Here is an 18,584-nt window from a genome sequence, read left to right as displayed (position 1 = left end):
CATGGAGACCTGGCCAGAGCCGCCACGGAAAGGCCCCTCATGACGGCAGCCGAGCCTACCGCATTGAGCTACCTGGCCCGCCGTGGTGTTGCCGCACAGTGGCGGCTTTTCCTGCGCGCCCTGGTGGAAACACTGGATGCCAACCTTGATGCCGCGTCACGCGATGCCCTGCTGCGCGCGGTTGGTGCCCGCTTCGGTGCGCTGGCGCCGCTGCCCGCTTGCGGTGGGCTGGCGGAACTCGAAGCCCGCATGAACGAGGTACTGGCGGCGGCGGATTGGGGTTGGGTCGAGATCGCCCTGGACCCCGGCGACCGGACATTGGTGCTGATGCACTGCGCGGCGCCGGCCGTGGCCACAGGGGCGGATCCCAGTGGCGGTTGGATCGCCGCCGTGCTCGAGGGACTCTACGGTGCCTGGCTGGCGGCGCAGCCAGGGGCGGAACCCAATGTATCGCCACGCCGGGTCGGAATGACGGGGGGCTCCATCACCCTGCGGTACGGTCGGAGCTGACGCCGGCATCCTGCAACTGCGGATTGTCAAAGATCGGGTCACGCCAGCGCCGCAGGGCCTCACCCAGCGCCCCGGCCAGATCCCGTTTCTGCTCATCGCCCAACAATTTGCCGATTTCCACGGCATGGTCACGTTGCCGGAGCACCAGAAGGGCAACCCGGCCTGGCCGTTCCTCCAGCCTCAGGCGGGCCCAGTAGGGATCGACCTGCACCTCTTCCCGCCGGCCCTGGAAATCCGTGCGGCGGATGGTCAACCGGTCCTCGGTGAGGATCAGGATTTCGACCGAGCGCAGGCTCCAACGCCGGTGCAGGGCCATCAAGCCAAGCACCAAGGCGGCTTCGAGACCGGTGAAGCCGAGGACCGGCCAGGCACCGAGCGCCAGGAACAGCAGCCCGATCATTGCCGAGGCGAGCAGGATGAGGCCGGCGACGATCCGCATCCCACGCGCATCGAGGCTGCGCGGCGGCGTGCAGACGGCTTCGAACAGGACAGGGGGGGGCTGGGCTGGCATGATACCGCAGCTACATGGGATGGCCTCTCCATCTTGCCACAACTGGATTGCCCCTGATGCCCCGTGTTGCCGTGAAGACGCCATTGCATGGCACCGCTCTGGCTCCACGCCGGGCACGCCGGATGTCGGTCGCCCAGGCGGGCGAGTTTCTTCGGGCGCTGGCCATGCACAATCCGGTGCCGGAGACGGAGCTGCTCTATACGACCCCCTTCACCTTGCTGGTAGCGGTTGTCCTTTCGGCGCAGACGACCGATGCGGCGGTGAACAAATGCACGCCCGGCCTGTTCGCCGCCGCGCCAGGGCCGGCCGAGATGGCGGCGCTGGGGGCAGAGGGGATCGCGCCGCATATCCGGCGGATCGGTCTGTGGCAGGGAAAGGCGAAGAATGTCGCTGCTCTGTCCCGCATTCTGGTCGAACAGCACGGCGGGCAGGTGCCGGGTGACCGGGCGGCGCTGGAGGCGCTTCCCGGCGTCGGCCGCAAGACCGCGAATGTGGTCCTGAACGTGGCTTTTGGGGAAAGCACCATGGCGGTCGATACCCATATCTTCCGGCTGGGCAACAGAACGGGCCTGGCCCCCGGCAAGACGCCCCGTGACGTCGAGGATGGGTTGGTCAAGCGTTGCCCGCCCGACCTGCTGCGGGATGCCCACCACTGGCTGATCCTGCATGGTCGTTATGTCTGCAAGGCCCGGCAGCCGGAGTGCTGGCGCTGCCCGGCTGCGGCGCACTGCAACTACCGCGATAAGGTTGCTGCGCCAAATTGAGGTAACCGGTTCCTATGCCCCGGCCGGGAACTGCCGTGCGGAGCACCGCGTTGGCATCCCGTAATCGATCCGCAGGCACAACCCGCTCCATCGAGGTTTGGCTGCCCGGCTCGTCCATCGGCAATATCTTGCTGATGGCTCTACGGTGACTGCAAGTGAAGGGACTCCGTATGTCCGATGCCCCGCCGGGCACCGCCGCCGTCCGCTTGGTCCCAAGTCGGATGGCTGCGAGCCCGACCCCGTCGACGTTGTTGTTGTGCCTGTCCCATCTGCGTTGGGATTTCGTCTTCCAGCGCCCCCAGCACCTGTTGACCCGTGCGGCACGGACCAAGGACGTTGTGTTCTTCGAAGAGCCGATTTTCCGGCCGGGTGTCGAACCAGCGTTGGAGACACGTCTCACGCCAGAAGGCGTGACGGTGGCAGTACCCTATCTGCCGGAAGGTCTTTCGCCTGAGGCTGTCGTCGCGGCACAGCGCGAGTTGCTGGATGGACTATTGAAGTCCAAGGCCGGGCTGTCCTTGGTCGCCTGGTTCTATACGCCGATGGCGCTCGCATTCGCGGACCATCTGCGGCCTGACCTGATCATCTATGATTGCATGGACGAGCTGTCCGCCTTCCGGGGCGCGCCGCCGCTGATGTTGGAGCTGGAAAGCGAGCTGTTGTCGCGTGCCGATCTGGTCTTCACAGGGGGGCGCAGCCTTTATGAAGCGAAGCGGGACCGGCATGCGCGCGTCTCCTGTTTCCCCTCCTCGATCGATGCGGCACATTTCCAGACGGCCCGTGGTGAGGCAAAGGATCCCGCTGACCAAGCCGGCATTCCGCATCCCCGCATCGGCTTCTTCGGTGTCATCGACGAACGGATGGACATCGGACTGGTCGGTGCCATGGCGGCGGCGAGGCCGGATTGGCATTTCATGATGATCGGGCCGGTGGTCAAGATCGACCCCGCGGATCTGCCGCGGTTGCCGAACATCCATTGGCTGGGCGGCCGCAAATATGCCGAGCTTCCTGCCTATATGGCGGGTTGGGACGCGGGTTTCATGCCATTCGCCTTGAATGAGAGCACCCGTTTCATTAGCCCGACGAAGACGCCCGAATTCCTGGCGGCCGGACTTCCTGTCGTCTCCACGCCCATCACGGATGTGGTGCGTGATTGGGGGCCGAAGGCCGAAGGCGGGCCCGGGCTTGTCGAGATTGCCGATGAGCCGGTGGCCTTCGCTGCCGCCCTGGAGCAGGTGATGCAGCAGCCCCGTGCGCCGTGGCTGAAGCAGGTGGATCGTCGTCTGGCGCAGATCTCCTGGGACCGGACCTGGGCGGAAATGGATGGGCAGATCGAGGCGGCGTTGCGTGCCTCGACGCTCGAGCAGGAACCATCGGACTCATTGTCCCTGCGGAGGGCCGGCCATGTATGATTGGTTGATCGTTGGTGCAGGTTTCGCCGGCAGCGTGCTGGCGGAGCGGCTTGCAAGCGTGCGGAACGAGACGGTGCTGGTCATCGACCGGCGGCCACATATCGGTGGCAATGCCTATGACCATCTGGATGAGGCAGGCCTGCTGATCCATCGTTATGGGCCGCACATTTTCCACACGAACTCTCAGCAGGTCTTCGACCATCTGTCCCGTTTCACGGCTTGGCGTCCCTATGAGCATCGGGTGCTGGCGGAGGTGAGCAAGCCCGGCAGCGGCGAGACCGTGCGGGTGCCGATGCCGATCAACCTCGATACGATCAATGCCCTGTACGACCTGTCGCTGGACCAGGATGAGGTCGAGGGCTGGCTCGCGGAGCGGGCCGAGCAGGTGCCGGTCATCCGCACCTCGGAGGATGTTGTCGTCTCCAAGGTCGGGCGCGAACTCTACGAGACCTTCTTCCGCGGCTATACCCGGAAGCAATGGGCGCTTGACCCGTCCGAGCTCGATAAATCCGTCACCGCCCGGGTGCCGACGCGGACGAATACCGACGACCGCTATTTTACCGATACGTTCCAGGCGATGCCGGCAGACGGCTATACGAAGATGTTCGAGAAGATGCTCGCGCATCCGAATATCACGGTCCGCACCGGGGTCGATTACGCCGAGATCCGTGACAGCGTGCCGCACAAGCGGGTCATCTGGACCGGGCCGGTCGATGAGTATTTCGACTTCCGCTACGGCAAGCTGCCGTACCGGTCACTACGCTTCGAGCATCGCACCCTGGACCAGGCCGAGTTCCAGCCCGTCGGTACGGTGAATTATCCGGCCGAGGATGTGCCTTATACCCGCATCAGCGAGTACAAGCATCTGACCGGGCAGCAGCACGCCAAGACCAGCATCACCGCGGAATATCCGAGTGCGGAAGGCGACCCCTACTACCCGATTCCGCGTCCTGAGAATCAGGCCTTGTACAAGCGTTACGAGGCGCTGGCCGATGCAACGCAGGATGTGTGGTTCGTCGGTCGGCTCGCTACCTATCGCTACTACAACATGGACCAGATCGTCGGCCAGGCCCTGTCGACCTTCCAGAAGATCGACGCCAGCCTGCCGCCTGAGGCGGCCAATGACGACGCGGATGCGCTGCGCAGGAGCGCGGCGGGGGATTAGCCTGTCACGGTGAAGATGCGACCGAAGGCGGCAGCTGGCCTGGGATCCAGGCCCAGCGCCGCCAAGCAGGCCCAGACTCCGACCGAAGCGGAGTCAAGGATCGGAATGCCGAGTTCTGTCTCCAAGGCAGCCGCCGCGAGGTAGCCGGGCAGGTTGGTGCTCCAGATCAACACGGCGTCGGCGGTGGGTGCGACCTCGCGTACCATTGTCGCCAGAACTTCGGGTTGGATGGCACTGGCTTTGCGGTTGTCCTGAATCCCCAGGCCATGTGTAGCAATGGTTTCCACGGCGAAGCCTTGGCCATGGGCTACAGCATCCTGGGCGCTGCCCTGTGCTATGATGGCAACGCGCCGAATGCCGAGGCGGGCCAGCAAGCTGGCAGTTGCCAGAACGGTTGTCGTACCAGGGCAGCCGGCGGCTTCGGCCATCAGGACTGCCAGGGCTTCGTCGGTAGCAAGCCCGAGCGCTGCACCTTTCGAGCCGTTCCAACACACCACTTCCGCCCCCGCATGGCCAAGCAGCCTGGCGGCGTCGCGGTAGCTGGCTACCTCATAGCCATCAGCGGGCTGCCCAAGCCCGTTGCCCCAGTAGGGGATTCGAGCGATGCAGGAATCGACCTGGGGAAACGCAGGCATGATCGCCGCCAGGGTGCGCTCCACGGTACGATTCGAGGATGGTACGATCGTTCCGATGACGCGGCGAGGCATCGACGGCTCCTTCATGGTGCAGTGAGTGCGCCGACCGTGGCGCCGGCCATACAGCAGGCGATGCTGGCTGCAACCAGGCTTGGCAAGCCGAGGCGGACGATCTCGGCGCGGCGCTCCGGACACATCGCCGCCATGCCGGTCACCATGATCCCGACAGAAGCGAAATTGGTGAAGCCGCAGAGGGCATAGGTGAGGATGATGCGCGATCGCTCCGACAGGCCCGCGCCGCCGCTAGCGGCCAGTTGCAGGTAGCTGACGAACTCATTCACCACGACCTTGACGCCGAGGCTCTGGGCCACCGTCGCGCATTCCTCGAAGGGGATGCCCATGGCGAAGGCCAGCGGCCAAAAGATCCAGCCGATGATCTGCTGCAGGGTCAGGCCGGTCAGTGGTTCGAGCATGCCGTTCAGCAACGCCACCAGGGCGACGAAGACCACCAGGGCTGCCATGATCCCGAACAGCAGCTGCAGCCCATCGGCGGTGCCTCGCACGATCGCATCCATGGTGCTGTCATAGATTCGCGGCGCCGCGAGTGCCGGCGTGTCCTGCGGCGTCTCGCGTTCCGGCAGCATCAGCAGGGCGGCGAGAATGGCGCCGGGTGCCGAGACCAGGCTGGCGGTCAGCAACTGACCGGCGGCATCGGGGACCACCGGGGTGATCATCGTGGCATAGACCACCAGCATGTTGCCGCTGATGGTGGCCAGCCCGGCCACCATGGCGACGAAAAGCTCCGCCCGCGTCAGGGTCGCCAGCCAGGGGCGGATCAGCAGCGGGGCTTCCACCATCCCGACGAAGACATTGGCAGCGACCGAGAGGTTGCAGGCGCCCGAGAGTCCGAACAACCGGCGCAGGCCGCGCGCCAGGATATCCACCACCAGCGGCATGAGCCGCCAGTGGTACAGCACGGCGGAGAGCGCCCCGACCAGCAGCACCAAAGGCAGGGCCTGGAAGAACAGGATGAAGCTGCCGCCCGGCGTGACTTCGGCATAGGGCAGCGGGCCACCACCGAGATAGCCGAAAACCAGGGTGGTGCCGGCCCTAGTTGCCACGGCGAGGGCATTCACCGCATCCCCCACCAGGGCGAAGCCGGCCCGCAGCGGTGGGACATGCAGCAGCGCCGCGGCGATCAGCAGTTGCCCGCCGAGGCCGGCCGCCACCACCCGGCCGCGGACGCCCTGGCGGAAGCCGCCGCAGGCCCAGGCCAGCAGGCATAGCAGCGGCAGGCCGGCGAGGGACTGGAGTTGCAGCATGCTCATGGCGTGATGGTCACTGGGCGGCCGCCTTCATGGGGGAGAGTGGATCCATCTCCACCGCCTCGATCCGCGCCCCGGCGGCGGTGATCTTCTGCGCGGTGATCTCGATCTGCTGCACGTCCTGCTGCATATCGGCGAAGTGGCGCTTGAGGTTGGCGACACGGCGGTCCAGCCGCCCGGTCTCCTCCGCCAGCTTCGAGACCTCGAGGCGGAGGTGCTGCGCCTCCGCTCGTAGCCGGACATCCCGCATCAGGGCCCGCATGGCCCCCAGCACCGCCCAGAGCGTGCCGGGAGAGACCAGGTAGACGCCGCGGCGCGCGGCCTCCTGCACCAGCCCGCCATGCACCGCATGGAGGTCGGCGTGCAGTGCCTCGGAAGGGAGGAAGATCAGCGTCCCCTCGGCGGTCTCGCCGGGGCGGATGTACTTGGTGGCGACATCATCGACGTGCCGGCGGATATCCGTCGCCAGTCGCCGCTGGGCCAGGGCACGGGCATTGTCGTCCGGCGCGGCGCGAAGGGCCTGCCAGGCCTCGAGCGGAAATTTGCTGTCGATGGCGATGGGGCCGGGCGGGAAGGGCAGGCGGATCAGCGCGTCGCAGCGGACGCCGCTGGCCAGGGTGTACTGCCAGGCCCAGCCATCGGCCGGCAGCCGGTCCGCCAGCATGTCCCGCAACTGCACCTCGCCGAAGGCACCGCGCGACTGCTTGTTGCCGAGGATGCCGGAGAGGGTCGTCACCTGGGTGCCCAGCGCCTCGATATTGGCGCGGGCGGCGTCGATGACAGCGAGGCGTTCATGGATGCGGCGGGCGCTGTCCTGGGTGCGGTCGGCGCTTTCAGCCAGGCTGCGGGCAAGGCGTTCATTCTGTGCCGCCACGGCGCTGTCGAGGCGCTGGGAAAGCGCGTCCATCCGTTCGGCCAGCAGCCCTACGCCCTCGTTGCCCCGCGGCCGGAAGGCCAGCACCACCAGCATGCCGGCCAGCGCCGCGGCCACCGGCACCAGCACCGGCAATATCCACTCCGGCACTCCCTGTCCCCCTTCGAGTCGCGCGGGGACAGAGTTGCATGCCCGAGGCCCGGGCAGCGAGCCCGTCGTTGCGGGAGCCGCCCGGCCGCAGAAAGCTCGCCTTACAGGTACCAGGTCCCGGTGGCGGCATAATTGGCGAAGACCTGGGCTGCGAGGGCATCCCAATCGATCTTGACCGGGGTCGCGCCGGCGTCGAGTTCCTCGAGCAGGAAATCTCCCAGGTCGGCCTGGTCGGTATAGAGGCGCTGGCTGCCAGCCAGGCGTTCGCCTGACGTCCCGATCACCGCATCCACCTTGTCCGCCAGGGCACCGACCGCATTCGCCTCGGCGCCGACGGCATAGAGCGGCACGATCTGGTTCGAATGGTTGTTGCTGAACCACTGGTATTCCGGCACGCCGTCGCCGTTCCGGTCGGGCTGCACCGACTGGAAGGGGACCGTGGCGCCTTCCGGGCCGAACAGCAGATGATCGTGGTCGGCGGTGACGATGATGAGTGTATTGGCCAGCGTCGCCTTGCTGTCTGGCGAATTGATGTAGTCGAGAACGAATTTGATCGTGTCGTTGAACTCGATCTGCTCCTCGATCATCCGCCCGAAGTTGTTGGCATGCATGGCGCGATCGACCGCGCCGCCTTCGATCGACAGGTAGAAACCATCGTCGTCGGCATCGAGGCGGTTCAGCGCGGCATGCGTCATCTCGGTGAGGGTCGGCGAAGTTTCGAGCCGCGGTACGCTGAACGGCAGCTCGGTGGCCGGTTCGCCGCCGGCACGGTAGAAATTGGTGCCGGTGAAGGCCTGGGCGACCATCGCCAAGCGGCCCTCGGTCGGGGAGCCCGCTGCGGCGGCCTGGATCTCGGCGCGGCTCTGGAGCAATTCCCAACTGCCGCCGTCATCGGCACGGAAGCTGCCATCCTTCAGAGCGGTCCAGAGCGCCTTGTCGACCCAGTCGTAGACCGGCGAGCTGCGCAGGGTGCCGTCGTCGGTATAATCCGGGTTGCCGGTGCCGCCGATGACGTCGAGGGTGCCGTCGCTGAACATCTCGCTGGCGATCTCGGCTCGGTTCGCGCGGGAGATGTTGTTGGCACCGCCGGTGGCGGCCGGCGTCGCGTCGCTGAACTGCACGGTGGAGACGACGCCGGTCGACTTGCCGAGCGAATGCGCGAGCTCGGCGAGGTTGGCCAGGGCATGGCCATTGCCGTCCACATCGATCGCGTTGTTGTAGGACTTCGCGCCGGTGGCGATGGCGGATGCGGTATTGGCGGAATCGGGATAGGTGGCCCGGTTCCAGTCGTAGCCGGCGAAGGCGCGCTCATAGCCGGCGGCATTCACGCCGGCGACCGGGGTCGCATCGTAGTTCTGCGCTGGGTCATAGACCGTGAGGGGATTCTGCTCGAGTCCTGCCGCACCCTCGATGGGGGTGGTACGGACATCGAGCGGATAGGTCGATTGAGCGGAGGCGACGAAGCCGGGGCCGTCGGTGACGATGGAGCCGACGCCACCGCGCGGATCGCCGGCGTCCAGGCCTTCGAGGTAGAGACGGGTCGCCTCGATGGTGTTGAAGCCGGCGCCATCGGCGATCATGACGATGACATTCTTGACCGGGCTGACCATGGCCGCGGCGTCGGTGGTCCCTGTGTTATCGCTCATGAGGTATCTCTTCCCGGCGCCGTCGTGGCGCGCCGGACCCTATTCCCGGCGCGGCGACGGTGTCAGCGGGAGTGGCGAGTAGGTTCCGTGACCTTGCTGATCCGGGCGGTTCCGGAGACGCAATGCCCGATGGCGGCATGACCCGTCATGATCGAGGGTTACGGCCGGCGCAGGTTCTCCCGCAGAGTGCTGCCGGCGTATTCGGTGCGGAACAGGCCACGGCGTTGCAACTCGGGCACGACCATCCGGCCGAATTCCTCGAACATCAGGGGCGAGACGGTCGGCGAGAGCACGAAGCCGTCGCAGCCGCCGGCATGGAACAGATCTTCCATGTGGTCGGCGACCATGGCGGCAGTGCCGACGATGAGGCCGCGGGGCCGGCTTGCGGCCTCGGCGAAGCTGATGCCCTCGGCCTTCATGAGCTGGAGGACGCGATCCTCGGTGCCTTTGATGCCCTGGTGGCCCTGGGCGGCGGCCAGGGCCTCCGGCGTGCGGTGCTGGCTGAGGTCGGCGCCCAACATGGTGGAATTGGTCGCCAGGGTAAGCTCCGGATTCACCAGGGAATGCAGATGAGCAGCCTTCTCCCGGGCGATGGCGGCGGTCTCCCCCAGCACCACCGAGAGCGCGGGGAGGATGGCGCAATCCTCCGGCGCGCGGCCGGCGGCGACTACGCGGTTCTTCATCTCGGCGTAGAAGGCAATCGTCTCCTCCCTGCCGTGGGAGGAGCAGAAGACCGCTTCCGCCCAACGCGCGGCGAAGGCGCGGCCGCGCGGGGAAGCGCCGGCCTGGAGGAAAACCGGGCGGGTCTGCGGGCTGCGCGGCATGGCGAGTGGTCCGCGGGTGGTGACGTACTTGCCGGCGTAATCGGCGTAGCGGATGCGGTCCGGGTCGGCAAAGCGCCCGGCCGCGGCGTCCAGCACCAGGGCATCGGGCTCCCAGCACTCCCACAAGGCGCAGCAGGCTTCCAGCACCTCATCTGCCTGGTCGTAGCGTTGGTCCTTGGGCGGCAGGGTGGTGCCGAAGTTGCGCGCCTCGAATTCGGTGGCGGAGGTGACGATGTTCCAGCAGGCGCGGCCGCCGCTGAGGTGGTCCAGCGTCGAGAGCATCCGCGCCAGCAGATAGGGCGGGTGGAAGGTGGTGGACAGCGTGGCGCCGAGGCCGAGGTGACGGGTGACGCGCGCCATCAGCGGCAGCACCAGCATGGGGTCGAGATAGCTGATCTGGCCGCCCAGCTCGACATAGGGGCGGAAGCTGCCGCGGTGGATGTCCGGGATGCCGAAGGCATCGGCGTAGAAGCAGCCGTCGAAGCGGGCGGCTTCTAGCACACGGGCAATGTGCTCGTAGCGGGCAGGGTCGAGGATGTTCTGCAGGTCGGCACCAGGATGGCGCCAGCCGCCGGCATGGTTGGCGGTGGGGCCGGTCTTCAGATAGGCGACAAGGTTCATCCGGCGGGGCAAGGCACTACTCCTTCGGACGCAGCCATTCCGCAAGCAGGAACAGGCTGGTGACCACGACCACCACGACCACGGACGCGGCGACCAATGTCGGGCTCACCTGGAGGATGACGTCGTCCCAGATTTGCTTCGGCAGGGTGGTGCGGAGGCCACCGCCGACGAAGAGCGCGACGGTCAGCTCCTCGAATGAGGCCAGGAAGGCGAAGATGAAGCCGGCGACCAGCCCGCCCTTCGTCAGGGGCATGGCCACGCGCCAGAAGGATTGCGCACGGTTGGCGCCAAGCGTGGCGGCGGCCTGGTCCAGGCGCCAGTCATAGCCTTTCAGGGTCGCCAGGATGATGACGAAGGCGATCGGGATGGCATGGACGGTATGGCCTATCATGATGCCGAGATCGGTCGCCACCAGCCCAAGCTGCGCAAACAGGTAGAAGAGCGCGATGGCGACGACGATCGAGGGCACGATCATCGGCAGCATGAACATCAGGAAGACAGCGCCGGTGAGCCGGCTGCCGCTACGGGCGAGGCCGAAGGCGGCAAGGGTCGCGATCAGCAGGGTGGCGACTGCCGTGGCAAGGCCGATGCCGAAGGATCGCAAGGTGGCGGAAACCCAGACCGCCGAATGAAAATATTCGGCGAACCAGCGGAGGCTGTAGCCGGGCGGCGGGAAGGACAGGAAGGTGGAACTGGTGAAGGCCATCGGCAGCAGTGCCAGGATGGGCAGGATCAGCACGGCGATGGTGGTGATGGCATAGGCCGGCAGCAGCCAGCCGAAGCGATGGCCGCCGAGCAGCCGGGCCAGCGCCTCGGCGAGGCCGGAGAAGGCGCGGGCGACGAAGGCCAGCAGCGTCATCCCGGCCCGGCGCGACAGGCTGCGGGCACCCCGCTGCCGGCCACCGCCGCCGGACATGGTCGACAACCCGAAGACCCGGTCGAAGACCAGGCAGCTCAGCAGTGCCGCGGCAATGAGCATGGCGGCGAGCGCACTGGCGAAGATCCAATTATCCAGGGTTTGGATCTGGGTGATGATGGCCTGCCCCATCATCGTCTCCCGCGGGCTGCCGAGCAGTGCGGGGGTGATGAAGTAGCCGAGCGAGCCGATGAAGACGAGCAGCCCGGCCGAGGCGACGCCCGGCATGGAAAGCTGGAAGAACACCCGCCAGAAGGCCTCGATCCGGGTGGCGCCTAGAGTGCCGGCGGCCGCGGTCAGGCGGCCATCGATCTGGCCCATGACCGAGAGCATGGCGATGACCGCCAGCGGCAGCATGCTATGCGTCATGGCGAAGAGCACGGCGCCGCGGTTGAACAGCACCTCCCCCGGTGCGGCCAAGCCGAGCGAGACCAGCACGCCGGAGAGCACGCCGCTGCGGCCGAGCAGCACCAGCCAGGCGAAATTCTTCACCAGCGCGCTGGTCCAGAAAGGCAGCAGCACCAGCAGCGAGACCATGCGCTGCCGCCGCTTCGGCAGGCGGGACAACCAATAGGCCAGGGGATAGCCGAGCAGCAGGCAGAGCAGCGTGGTCTGCAAGGCGATGATGAAGGTATTGGAGATGATGCGGGTATAGACACGGACCCCGAAGGCCCGCTCATAGGCTGCGAGCGAGAAGCCACCGGTATCCGGGTCCCCGAAGCTGATCGACAGCAGCTGCAGGGTCGGGCCGATGAGGAAACCCAACAGGAAAACCAGCCCGGGGACGGCGAGCCAGAGCGGATCCAGCCGCCGCCCGGCCAGGGTCATTGCGCGGCTGCGTGGCGATTTGCCGGGCGGGTGAGGCCGACATTCTCCCGCAGCGTCCGGCCACGCCATTCGGTCTTCACCAGGCCGCGGCGCTGGAGTTCGGGAATGAGCTTGGTGACGATGGCCTCGAGCCCGGCCGGCATGGTGCTGAAGGTCATCATGAAGCCATCGGCGGCGCCGGTGGTGAACCATTCCTCCATGTGGTCGGCGACCTGCTTCGGCGTGCCGCGGATGGTCTTGTTGCCGCGCTCATACCGCATGTAGAGCTGGCGAAGGGTGAGGCCCTCGCGGATCATGCCGACGATATGGTCGAAATACGCCTTGTGCAGATTGGCGGATTTCGGGATGCGATCTTCCGGGATGGGCTCGTCCAGCGGCAGGCCGGTGAGATCCGCCTCGAGATCCATGCCGAGCCGCATGCGGCCGACATCGGGGTGAATCAGCGCCTGGAGCGTCTGGTACATGTCCTCCGCCTCCGCGGCGCTATCGGCCACCACGGCGGGCAGGCCGGCGAGGACCTTGAGCTGACCAGGTTCGCGGCCGTATTTCGCCATGCGGCCCTTGAGGTCGGCGTAGAATTTGCGGCCACCCTCGATGGTGCTGTCGGAGGCGAAGACCAGCTCGGCGGTTTCGGCGGCGAAGTCGCGGCCGGTATCGGAGGCGCCGGCCTGGATGATGACCGGCTGGCCCTGCGGCGTGCGCTCGATGTTCAGCGCGCCGTTGACACGGAAGAACTCGCCCTCATGCGCGACAGGATGCTGCTTCGCCGGGTCGAAATGCAGGCCGAGCGCGCGGTCGCGGATGAAGGCGCCATCCTCCCAGGTGTCCCATAGCGCCTGCACCACCTGGACGAATTCCCGGGCGCGGGCATAGCGGTCCGCATGCGGCGGCAGCTTGTCCAGGCCGAAGTTGCGGGCGGCGAAGTCATTGGCCGAGGTGACGACGTTCCAGGCCGCGCGGCCATGGCTGATATGGTCGAGCGACGCGAATTGCCGGGCGACGTTGTAGGGCTCGGAGAAGCTGGTGCTCATCGTGCCGCCGAGGCCGATATGCGTGGTCGCGCCGGCGATCGCGGCGAGCAGGGTCACCGGATCGAAGACGTTCATGAACATCGGGAAGCGGGCATAGGCGGTAAGGTTGGTGGTCCGCGCCGCCGGCGTGTCGGCGATGAAGAACAGGTCGAACATGCCGCGCTCTGCAAGCTGGGCCATGGACCGGTAGTAGTCGATATCGGTCGAGGCATTGGCCTGGGTGCCGGGATGCAGCCAGGAGGCGACATGGGTGCCGGTGGGATGGACCAGCGCGGCCAGGGCCATGGTTTTCATGCGAGCAGCCAATCCTGGAAGCGCTCCACCACCCGGGCGCGGTTGACGCCCCACCAGGCGTGGTCTGTGGCGGCCAGACCCTTGATATTCTCGGCCGAGGTCGGCAGCACCCTGGCGCGCTCCGGCGTCATGAAATCATAGGCGCGGGTATTGCTCGGCCCATTGGCGACCTGGGTGGAGTAGATCGCCTGCTGTTCCGGCTTGATGCAGAAAAGGCAGAATTTGCGGGCCAGATCGGCGCGTGGGGTGCCTTTCGGGATGGACCAGCCATCGGTGGAATAGAGGCCCTGGTTCCAGACAATCTTCACCGGCGCCCCGCTGTCGATGGCGGCATTGGCGCGGGCGCCCCAGGTATCCGCCATATCCACCTCACCGCTCTGCAGCAGCTGGGTATTCTGCGCCCCGCTGGTCCACCAGACATTGATGTGCCGCTTGATCTGATCGAGCTTCCTGAAGGCACGGTTGACGTCGATCGGGTAGAGATCCTTCGCCGCCACGCCATCGGCCATGAGCGCCGCTTCGAGCACGCCGCTGACACCGCGATAAAGGCCACGCCGACCGGGGAATTTCGCCACGTCCCAGAAATCCGCCCAGCTCTGCGGGCCGGGCCCAGGAAATTTGTCGGTCCGGTACGCCAGGGTGCTGCTGAAGACGGAGAAGCCGAGCCAGTTGGAGGTGAGCATTCCCGGCACGAGGTCAGAGCCTGCCGCGGCTGGGATATTCAGCGTATCCAGGTATTCCTTGGGCTTGGAAAGCGTGATCACGTTGGAGGGCGTGATCATGCAGGCGTCCCAGATATAGCTGCGGGTATCGACCACCAGCCGGAACTGGATGGTCGGGTCTGCCTCATGCGGCACGCCCACCACCTTGATGCCGGTCTCCTTCTCGAAGGGGTCGTAGAAGGCCTTCCGGATTGCGGCACCCGGGGCACCGCCAACATCGGCGACGGTGATCTGCTCGGCGGCGAAGGCGCGTTCGGCAGTGAAGACGAAGGGCGCGGCGAGCCCGGCTTGCAGCATGCCGCGGCGGGTCGGGCTTATCATCGGGAAGTCTCCTGTCATGCGGGCAAGAGGCGGGCGCGGTCGGTCGCCCAGCCGAGCCGGACCGGCGTGCCGGGCCGCAGACCACCCTGGCTGGCGGAGCGGCGGATGATGAGGCCGGCCCCCGAGCCAAGGGTCACGAGGACGCGGAATTCCGAGCCGGCATAAACGCTGTCGCCGACGATCCCGGGAATGGTCGGGCCGGTGGGCGGGTCGATCTCGATATGCTCGGGGCGGATCACCAGCGCGGCGGCGCCGGTCGCCGTGGTCGGCCGCAACGGCAGCGGGCCATCCGCGGTGACCAATATCCCGCCGTCGATCCGGCCGCGCAGCACGTTGGAGATGCCGATGAAATCCGCGACGAAAAGGCTGGCGGGATGCTCGTAGATCTCCTGCGGGGTGCCGAGTTGCTCGATGCGGGCATGGTCGAGCAGGCAGATGCGATCCGAGAGGGCGAGGGCCTCCTCCTGATCATGCGTCACGAACATGATGGTGGCGCCGGTGTCGCGGTGCAGGCGCTTGATTTCCATCTGCATCGTCTCCCGCAGCTTGCGGTCGAGCGCACCCAGCGGTTCATCCATGATGATCAGCGCCGGCTCATAGACGAAGCAGCGGGCCAAGGCGACGCGCTGCTGCTGGCCGCCGGAGAGCTCGCGTGGGAAGCGATCGAGCATGGCGCCGAGCCCGACCATCTCCAATGCCGCCAGAACCTTGCGGCGCAGCTCGGCGGCAGCGATGCGGCGCATCTGCAGCGGGAAGGAGACATTCTCCTCCACCGTAAGATGCGGGAAAAGAGCGTAGTTCTGGAAGACCACGCCGATGCCGCGTTTATGCGCCGGGGTATGGGTTTCGTCCCGTCCATCGATGAAAAGCCGGCCGGCGGTCGGTTCGGTCAGCCCGGCGATGATCTGCAGCAGGGTGGTCTTGCCGGAGCCCGAAGGCCCTAGCACGGTGAGGAATTCGCCTGGTGCGACCTCGAGGTCCATCGGCAGCAAGGCATCCACTGCGCCATAGCGCTTGGCGATACCGCGTGCGGCAAGCTTCGGCGTCGTTGCCACAGGTAAGGGCGCCACACCCGATGGGGCGGCGACGTGCTGGTCCATGCCACGGTCCTCGGCTGGCTGTAGGTTAGCCATCGCGTTCGTGAAGGATTCGAGTGTGCTGCGGGCGTTGGCGATCGTCGAGGGTGCGGCATGGCGGATTTTGGCCAAATTTGGCGATTTTCGCCCTCAAGCTAGGCAGAAAGCCAATTTTTTGGCATTCTTCTATAATGGCAATGAACGCTATACCGCTGCGGATCGAGAAGAGCGCGCATCTCCATCGGCTGGAGGCCGAGGCGATCCACATCATCCGGGAAGTCGTGGCCGAATGTGCTGCGCCGGTGATGCTCTATTCCATCGGCAAGGACAGCACGGCCATGCTGCATCTGGCGCGCAAGGCCTTCCATCCCATGCCGTTGCCTTTTCCGCTGCTGCATATCGATACCGGCTGGAAATTCCGCGACATGATCGCCTTCCGGGATGCGACGGCGCAGCGGCTAGGCCTGCGGCTGCTGGTGCACTCGAATGCGGCGGCGCAGGCTGAGGGAATCAATCCCTTCGACCATGGTGCCGGTGTCTATACCCATGCAATGAAGACCGTGGCGCTGCGTGAGGCACTGGCAATGCATGGTTTCGACGCGGCCTTCGGCGGTGCGCGGCGGGACGAAGAGCAATCCCGTGCCAAGGAGCGCGTCTTCTCTTTCCGGAATGCCCGGCAGGAATGGGACCCAAAGACTCAACGGCCGGAATTCTGGCGGCTTTACAACGGGCGAGTGCAGCCGGGCCAAAGCCTACGGGTCTTTCCTCTCTCCAATTGGACCGAACGCGACATCTGGGAATATCTGTTGGCCGAGGGGGTGGAGGTCGTGCCGCTGTACTTCGCGGCGGATCGGCCCGTGGTCGAACGCGATGGCAGGCTGATCATGGTGGATGACGACCGCATGCGGCTGAGACCTGGGGAGGCGGCGACGCTGCGGCGGGTACGTTTCCGGTCACTGGGCTGCTATCCGCTTTCGGCGGCGCAACTGTCGGAAGCAAAGACGGTCGCGGAAATCCTGACCGAAATGGACGGGCTTCGGATCTCGGAACGTGGCGGCCGATTGATCGACCATGACCCCGCCGACAGCATGGAGAAGAAGAAGCGCGAGGGCTATTTCTGATGCAAGCCCTGCGTTTCCTCACCTGCGGCAGCGTCGATGACGGCAAGTCCACATTGATCGGTCGGTTGCTGCATGATGCGGCGCTGGTGCCGGAGGACGTGCTGGCGAGGCTGGCACGGGACTCGGCGCGGCATGGCACGGATGGCGACAACCTCGATTATGCGCTGCTGGTGGATGGGCTGGCAGCAGAGCGGGAGCAGGGCATTACCATCGATGTCGCCTGGCGCTACTTCAGCACCCCGCGGCGCCGATTCATCGTCGCCGATACGCCGGGGCATGAGCAGTACACCCGCAACATGGCGACCGGTGCGTCCCAGGCGGAGATGGCGGTCGTGCTGGTGGATGCGCGCCATGGCATCCTGCCGCAGACCCGGCGGCATTCGCGTATCGCGGCCATGTTCGGTATCTGCCACGTGGTATTGGCCGTGAACAAGATGGATCTGGCCGGATTCGACCAGGCACCCTTCGATGCGGTGGCTGCGGCCTATGCAGAGGCGGTGCGGGACCTCGGCTTCGCCAGCGTGGTGGCGATCCCCTTGTGCGCACGGCAGGGCGACAATGTCGTGGCGCGTAGCCTGCGGATGCCCTGGTACCATGGTCCCACATTGCTCGGCCTGCTGGAGACGGTGGACGTGGTGCGGCCGGAACTGGAACGGCCCTTTGCCATGCCGGTGCAATGGGTCAATCGTGCGAGCGAAGCCTTCCGCGGCTATGCCGGCACCATCGCCGCCGGCACCGTCCGGCCGGGCGATGTGCTGCGCGTGGCGGCCTCGGGCCGTACCGGCACCGTGGCCCGCATCGTGACCTTCGATGGCGACCGGGACGAGGCAGTGGCGGGCGATCCCGTGACTTTGGTGCTGTCGCAGCCGCTGGATGTCTCACGTGGGGATGTCCTGGCGGATGCCGCGCATCCGGTGACGATGGCGAGCCGTCTGGTCGCTGATGTGCTGTGGTTGGCGGAGGAGCCGATGGCGCCCGGCCGCAGCCTGGTGCTGAAGCTCGGCACCGCGACGGTCCCGGCATCGATCAGCGGCATCCAGTACCGGGTGGACATCGGCAGCTTCGCCATGGAGCCGGCTGAGAGCCTGGTGGCGAATGATGTGGCGCGGATCGGCATCGCGCTGGCCTTGCCGGTGGCTGTCGAGCTTTTCGCAAGCAGCATCGAGTTGGGTGGCTTCATCCTGATCGACCGGATGACCCAGGCGACCATCGGGGTCGGCATGGTTGTCACCGCCCAGGCGGCGGCAACCGAGATCACCTGGCATCGGATGACGGTGGACAAGCAGGCCAGGGCCGTGGCCAAGGGACAGCGGCCGGTGGTGGTCTGGTTCACCGGGCTTTCCGGCTCCGGCAAATCGACCATCGCCGACCTCGCCGAGCGTTACCTGCATGCCCTGGGTCGGCATACCTTCACGCTGGATGGCGACAATGTCCGCCATGGGCTGAACCGCGACCTGGGCTTTACCGAAGCCGATCGCAGCGAGAATATCCGCCGTGCGGCGGAGGCCGCGAAGCTGCTGCTGGACGCCGGGCTGATCGTGCTGGTGTCCTTCATCTCCCCCTTCCGGGTGGACCGGGCAGCGGCGCGGGCGCTGTTCGGGGCGGAGGAGTTCATCGAGGTCTTCGTCGATACTCCCCTCGACGAATGCCGGCGGCGCGACCCCAAGGGGCTCTATCGCAAGGTGGATGCCGGTCTGATCCGCAACTTCACCGGCGTCGATGCGCCTTATGAGGAGCCGGAGGCGCCGGAATTGCGACTGCGGACCACCACCGCCTCGGCGGAAGTGATGGCGGAGCAGGTCGTGGCCCTGCTGCGACAGCGTGGCGCTTTCCGCTGA

General features: G+C 66.4%; 16 protein-coding genes. 6 read left to right on the top strand and 10 right to left on the bottom strand.

Translation table 11 applies throughout. The features are described from left to right. Positions 1 to 39: 39 nt before the first annotated feature. Positions 40 to 510, top strand: coding sequence for a cellulose biosynthesis protein BcsD (gene bcsD, locus AC0IW9_RS13760; protein WP_471648831.1), 471 nt, complete (start codon positions 40 to 42; stop codon positions 508 to 510). On the opposite strand, the gene AC0IW9_RS13755 is transcribed toward bcsD, so the two are convergent. Further along, positions 485 to 1,021 carry a DUF2244 domain-containing protein gene (locus AC0IW9_RS13755; RefSeq protein WP_471648830.1) on the bottom strand — a complete coding sequence of 179 codons (537 nt, stop codon included), beginning with the start codon at positions 1,019 to 1,021 and terminating at the stop codon, positions 485 to 487. The two genes, bcsD and AC0IW9_RS13755, sit on opposite strands and share 26 nt — an antisense overlap. A gap of 122 nt (positions 1,022 to 1,143) precedes the next feature. Here AC0IW9_RS13755 and nth point away from each other — a divergent pair, with 122 nt between their 5' ends. The 3 genes from nth to glf all read left to right on the top strand — a co-directional run bounded on the left by nth (position 1,144) and on the right by glf (position 4,362). Beyond that, positions 1,144 to 1,785: an endonuclease III gene (nth, locus tag AC0IW9_RS13750; protein ID WP_471648871.1), complete on the top strand. Its 642-nt coding sequence runs from the start codon at positions 1,144 to 1,146 to the stop codon at positions 1,783 to 1,785. Positions 1,786 to 1,955: 170 nt separating this feature from the next. Next, entirely contained in the window at positions 1,956 to 3,197 is a 1,242-nt protein-coding gene (locus AC0IW9_RS13745; RefSeq protein WP_471648829.1) for a glycosyltransferase family 1 protein, read from the top strand. Next, entirely contained in the window at positions 3,190 to 4,362 is a 1,173-nt protein-coding gene (gene glf, locus AC0IW9_RS13740) for a UDP-galactopyranose mutase (RefSeq protein WP_471648828.1), read from the top strand. The genes AC0IW9_RS13745 and glf overlap by 8 nt, the downstream gene beginning before the upstream one ends. Here the strand turns inward: glf and AC0IW9_RS13735 are convergent. From AC0IW9_RS13735 to AC0IW9_RS13695, 9 genes are all read right to left on the bottom strand, one after another. Next, positions 4,359 to 5,069, bottom strand: a complete 711-nt coding sequence (locus AC0IW9_RS13735) for a maleate cis-trans isomerase family protein (protein WP_471648827.1) — start codon at positions 5,067 to 5,069, stop codon at positions 4,359 to 4,361. The genes glf and AC0IW9_RS13735 overlap by 4 nt on opposite strands. A gap of 11 nt (positions 5,070 to 5,080) precedes the next feature. Then, complete coding sequence (locus tag AC0IW9_RS13730; RefSeq protein ID WP_471648826.1) at positions 5,081 to 6,325, bottom strand: NupC/NupG family nucleoside CNT transporter; 1,245 nt, start codon at positions 6,323 to 6,325, stop codon at positions 5,081 to 5,083. Between the two features lie 10 nt (positions 6,326 to 6,335). Further along, on the bottom strand, positions 6,336 to 7,346 hold the full coding sequence (locus AC0IW9_RS13725) for a DNA recombination protein RmuC (protein ID WP_471648825.1): 1,011 nt from the start codon (positions 7,344 to 7,346) through the stop codon (positions 6,336 to 6,338). A 101-nt stretch (positions 7,347 to 7,447) separates the two neighbouring features. Then, positions 7,448 to 8,992, bottom strand: a complete 1,545-nt coding sequence (locus tag AC0IW9_RS13720) for an alkaline phosphatase (protein ID WP_471648824.1) — start codon at positions 8,990 to 8,992, stop codon at positions 7,448 to 7,450. Positions 8,993 to 9,150: 158 nt separating this feature from the next. Beyond that, positions 9,151 to 10,449, bottom strand: a complete 1,299-nt coding sequence (locus AC0IW9_RS13715; RefSeq protein WP_471648823.1) for an NtaA/DmoA family FMN-dependent monooxygenase — start codon at positions 10,447 to 10,449, stop codon at positions 9,151 to 9,153. 4 nt (positions 10,450 to 10,453) lie between these two features. Next, positions 10,454 to 12,181, bottom strand: a complete 1,728-nt coding sequence (locus AC0IW9_RS13710) for an ABC transporter permease subunit (RefSeq protein WP_471648822.1) — start codon at positions 12,179 to 12,181, stop codon at positions 10,454 to 10,456. Continuing rightward, positions 12,178 to 13,506 (bottom strand): LLM class flavin-dependent oxidoreductase, encoded by a 1,329-nt coding sequence (locus AC0IW9_RS13705; RefSeq protein ID WP_471648821.1) that lies wholly within the window; start codon positions 13,504 to 13,506, stop codon positions 12,178 to 12,180. The genes AC0IW9_RS13710 and AC0IW9_RS13705 overlap by 4 nt, the downstream gene beginning before the upstream one ends. Continuing rightward, positions 13,503 to 14,549: an ABC transporter substrate-binding protein gene (locus tag AC0IW9_RS13700; RefSeq protein ID WP_471648820.1), complete on the bottom strand. Its 1,047-nt coding sequence runs from the start codon at positions 14,547 to 14,549 to the stop codon at positions 13,503 to 13,505. Before AC0IW9_RS13700 ends, AC0IW9_RS13705 begins: the two co-directional genes overlap by 4 nt. A 14-nt stretch (positions 14,550 to 14,563) precedes the next feature. Next, positions 14,564 to 15,649: an ABC transporter ATP-binding protein gene (locus tag AC0IW9_RS13695; protein WP_471648819.1), complete on the bottom strand. Its 1,086-nt coding sequence runs from the start codon at positions 15,647 to 15,649 to the stop codon at positions 14,564 to 14,566. A 110-nt stretch (positions 15,650 to 15,759) separates the two neighbouring features. Here AC0IW9_RS13695 and cysD point away from each other — a divergent pair, with 110 nt between their 5' ends. Continuing rightward, positions 15,760 to 16,746, top strand: coding sequence for a sulfate adenylyltransferase subunit CysD (gene cysD, locus AC0IW9_RS13690; RefSeq protein ID WP_471648818.1), 987 nt, complete (start codon positions 15,760 to 15,762; stop codon positions 16,744 to 16,746). Further along, positions 16,746 to 18,584: an adenylyl-sulfate kinase gene (gene cysC, locus AC0IW9_RS13685; RefSeq protein ID WP_471648817.1), complete on the top strand. Its 1,839-nt coding sequence runs from the start codon at positions 16,746 to 16,748 to the stop codon at positions 18,582 to 18,584. The genes cysD and cysC overlap by 1 nt, the downstream gene beginning before the upstream one ends.

The organism is Belnapia sp. AC561, assembly GCF_979252845.1.
Note: the sequence above shows the minus strand (reverse complement) of the source record. Positions and strands in the feature narration are given on the sequence as shown.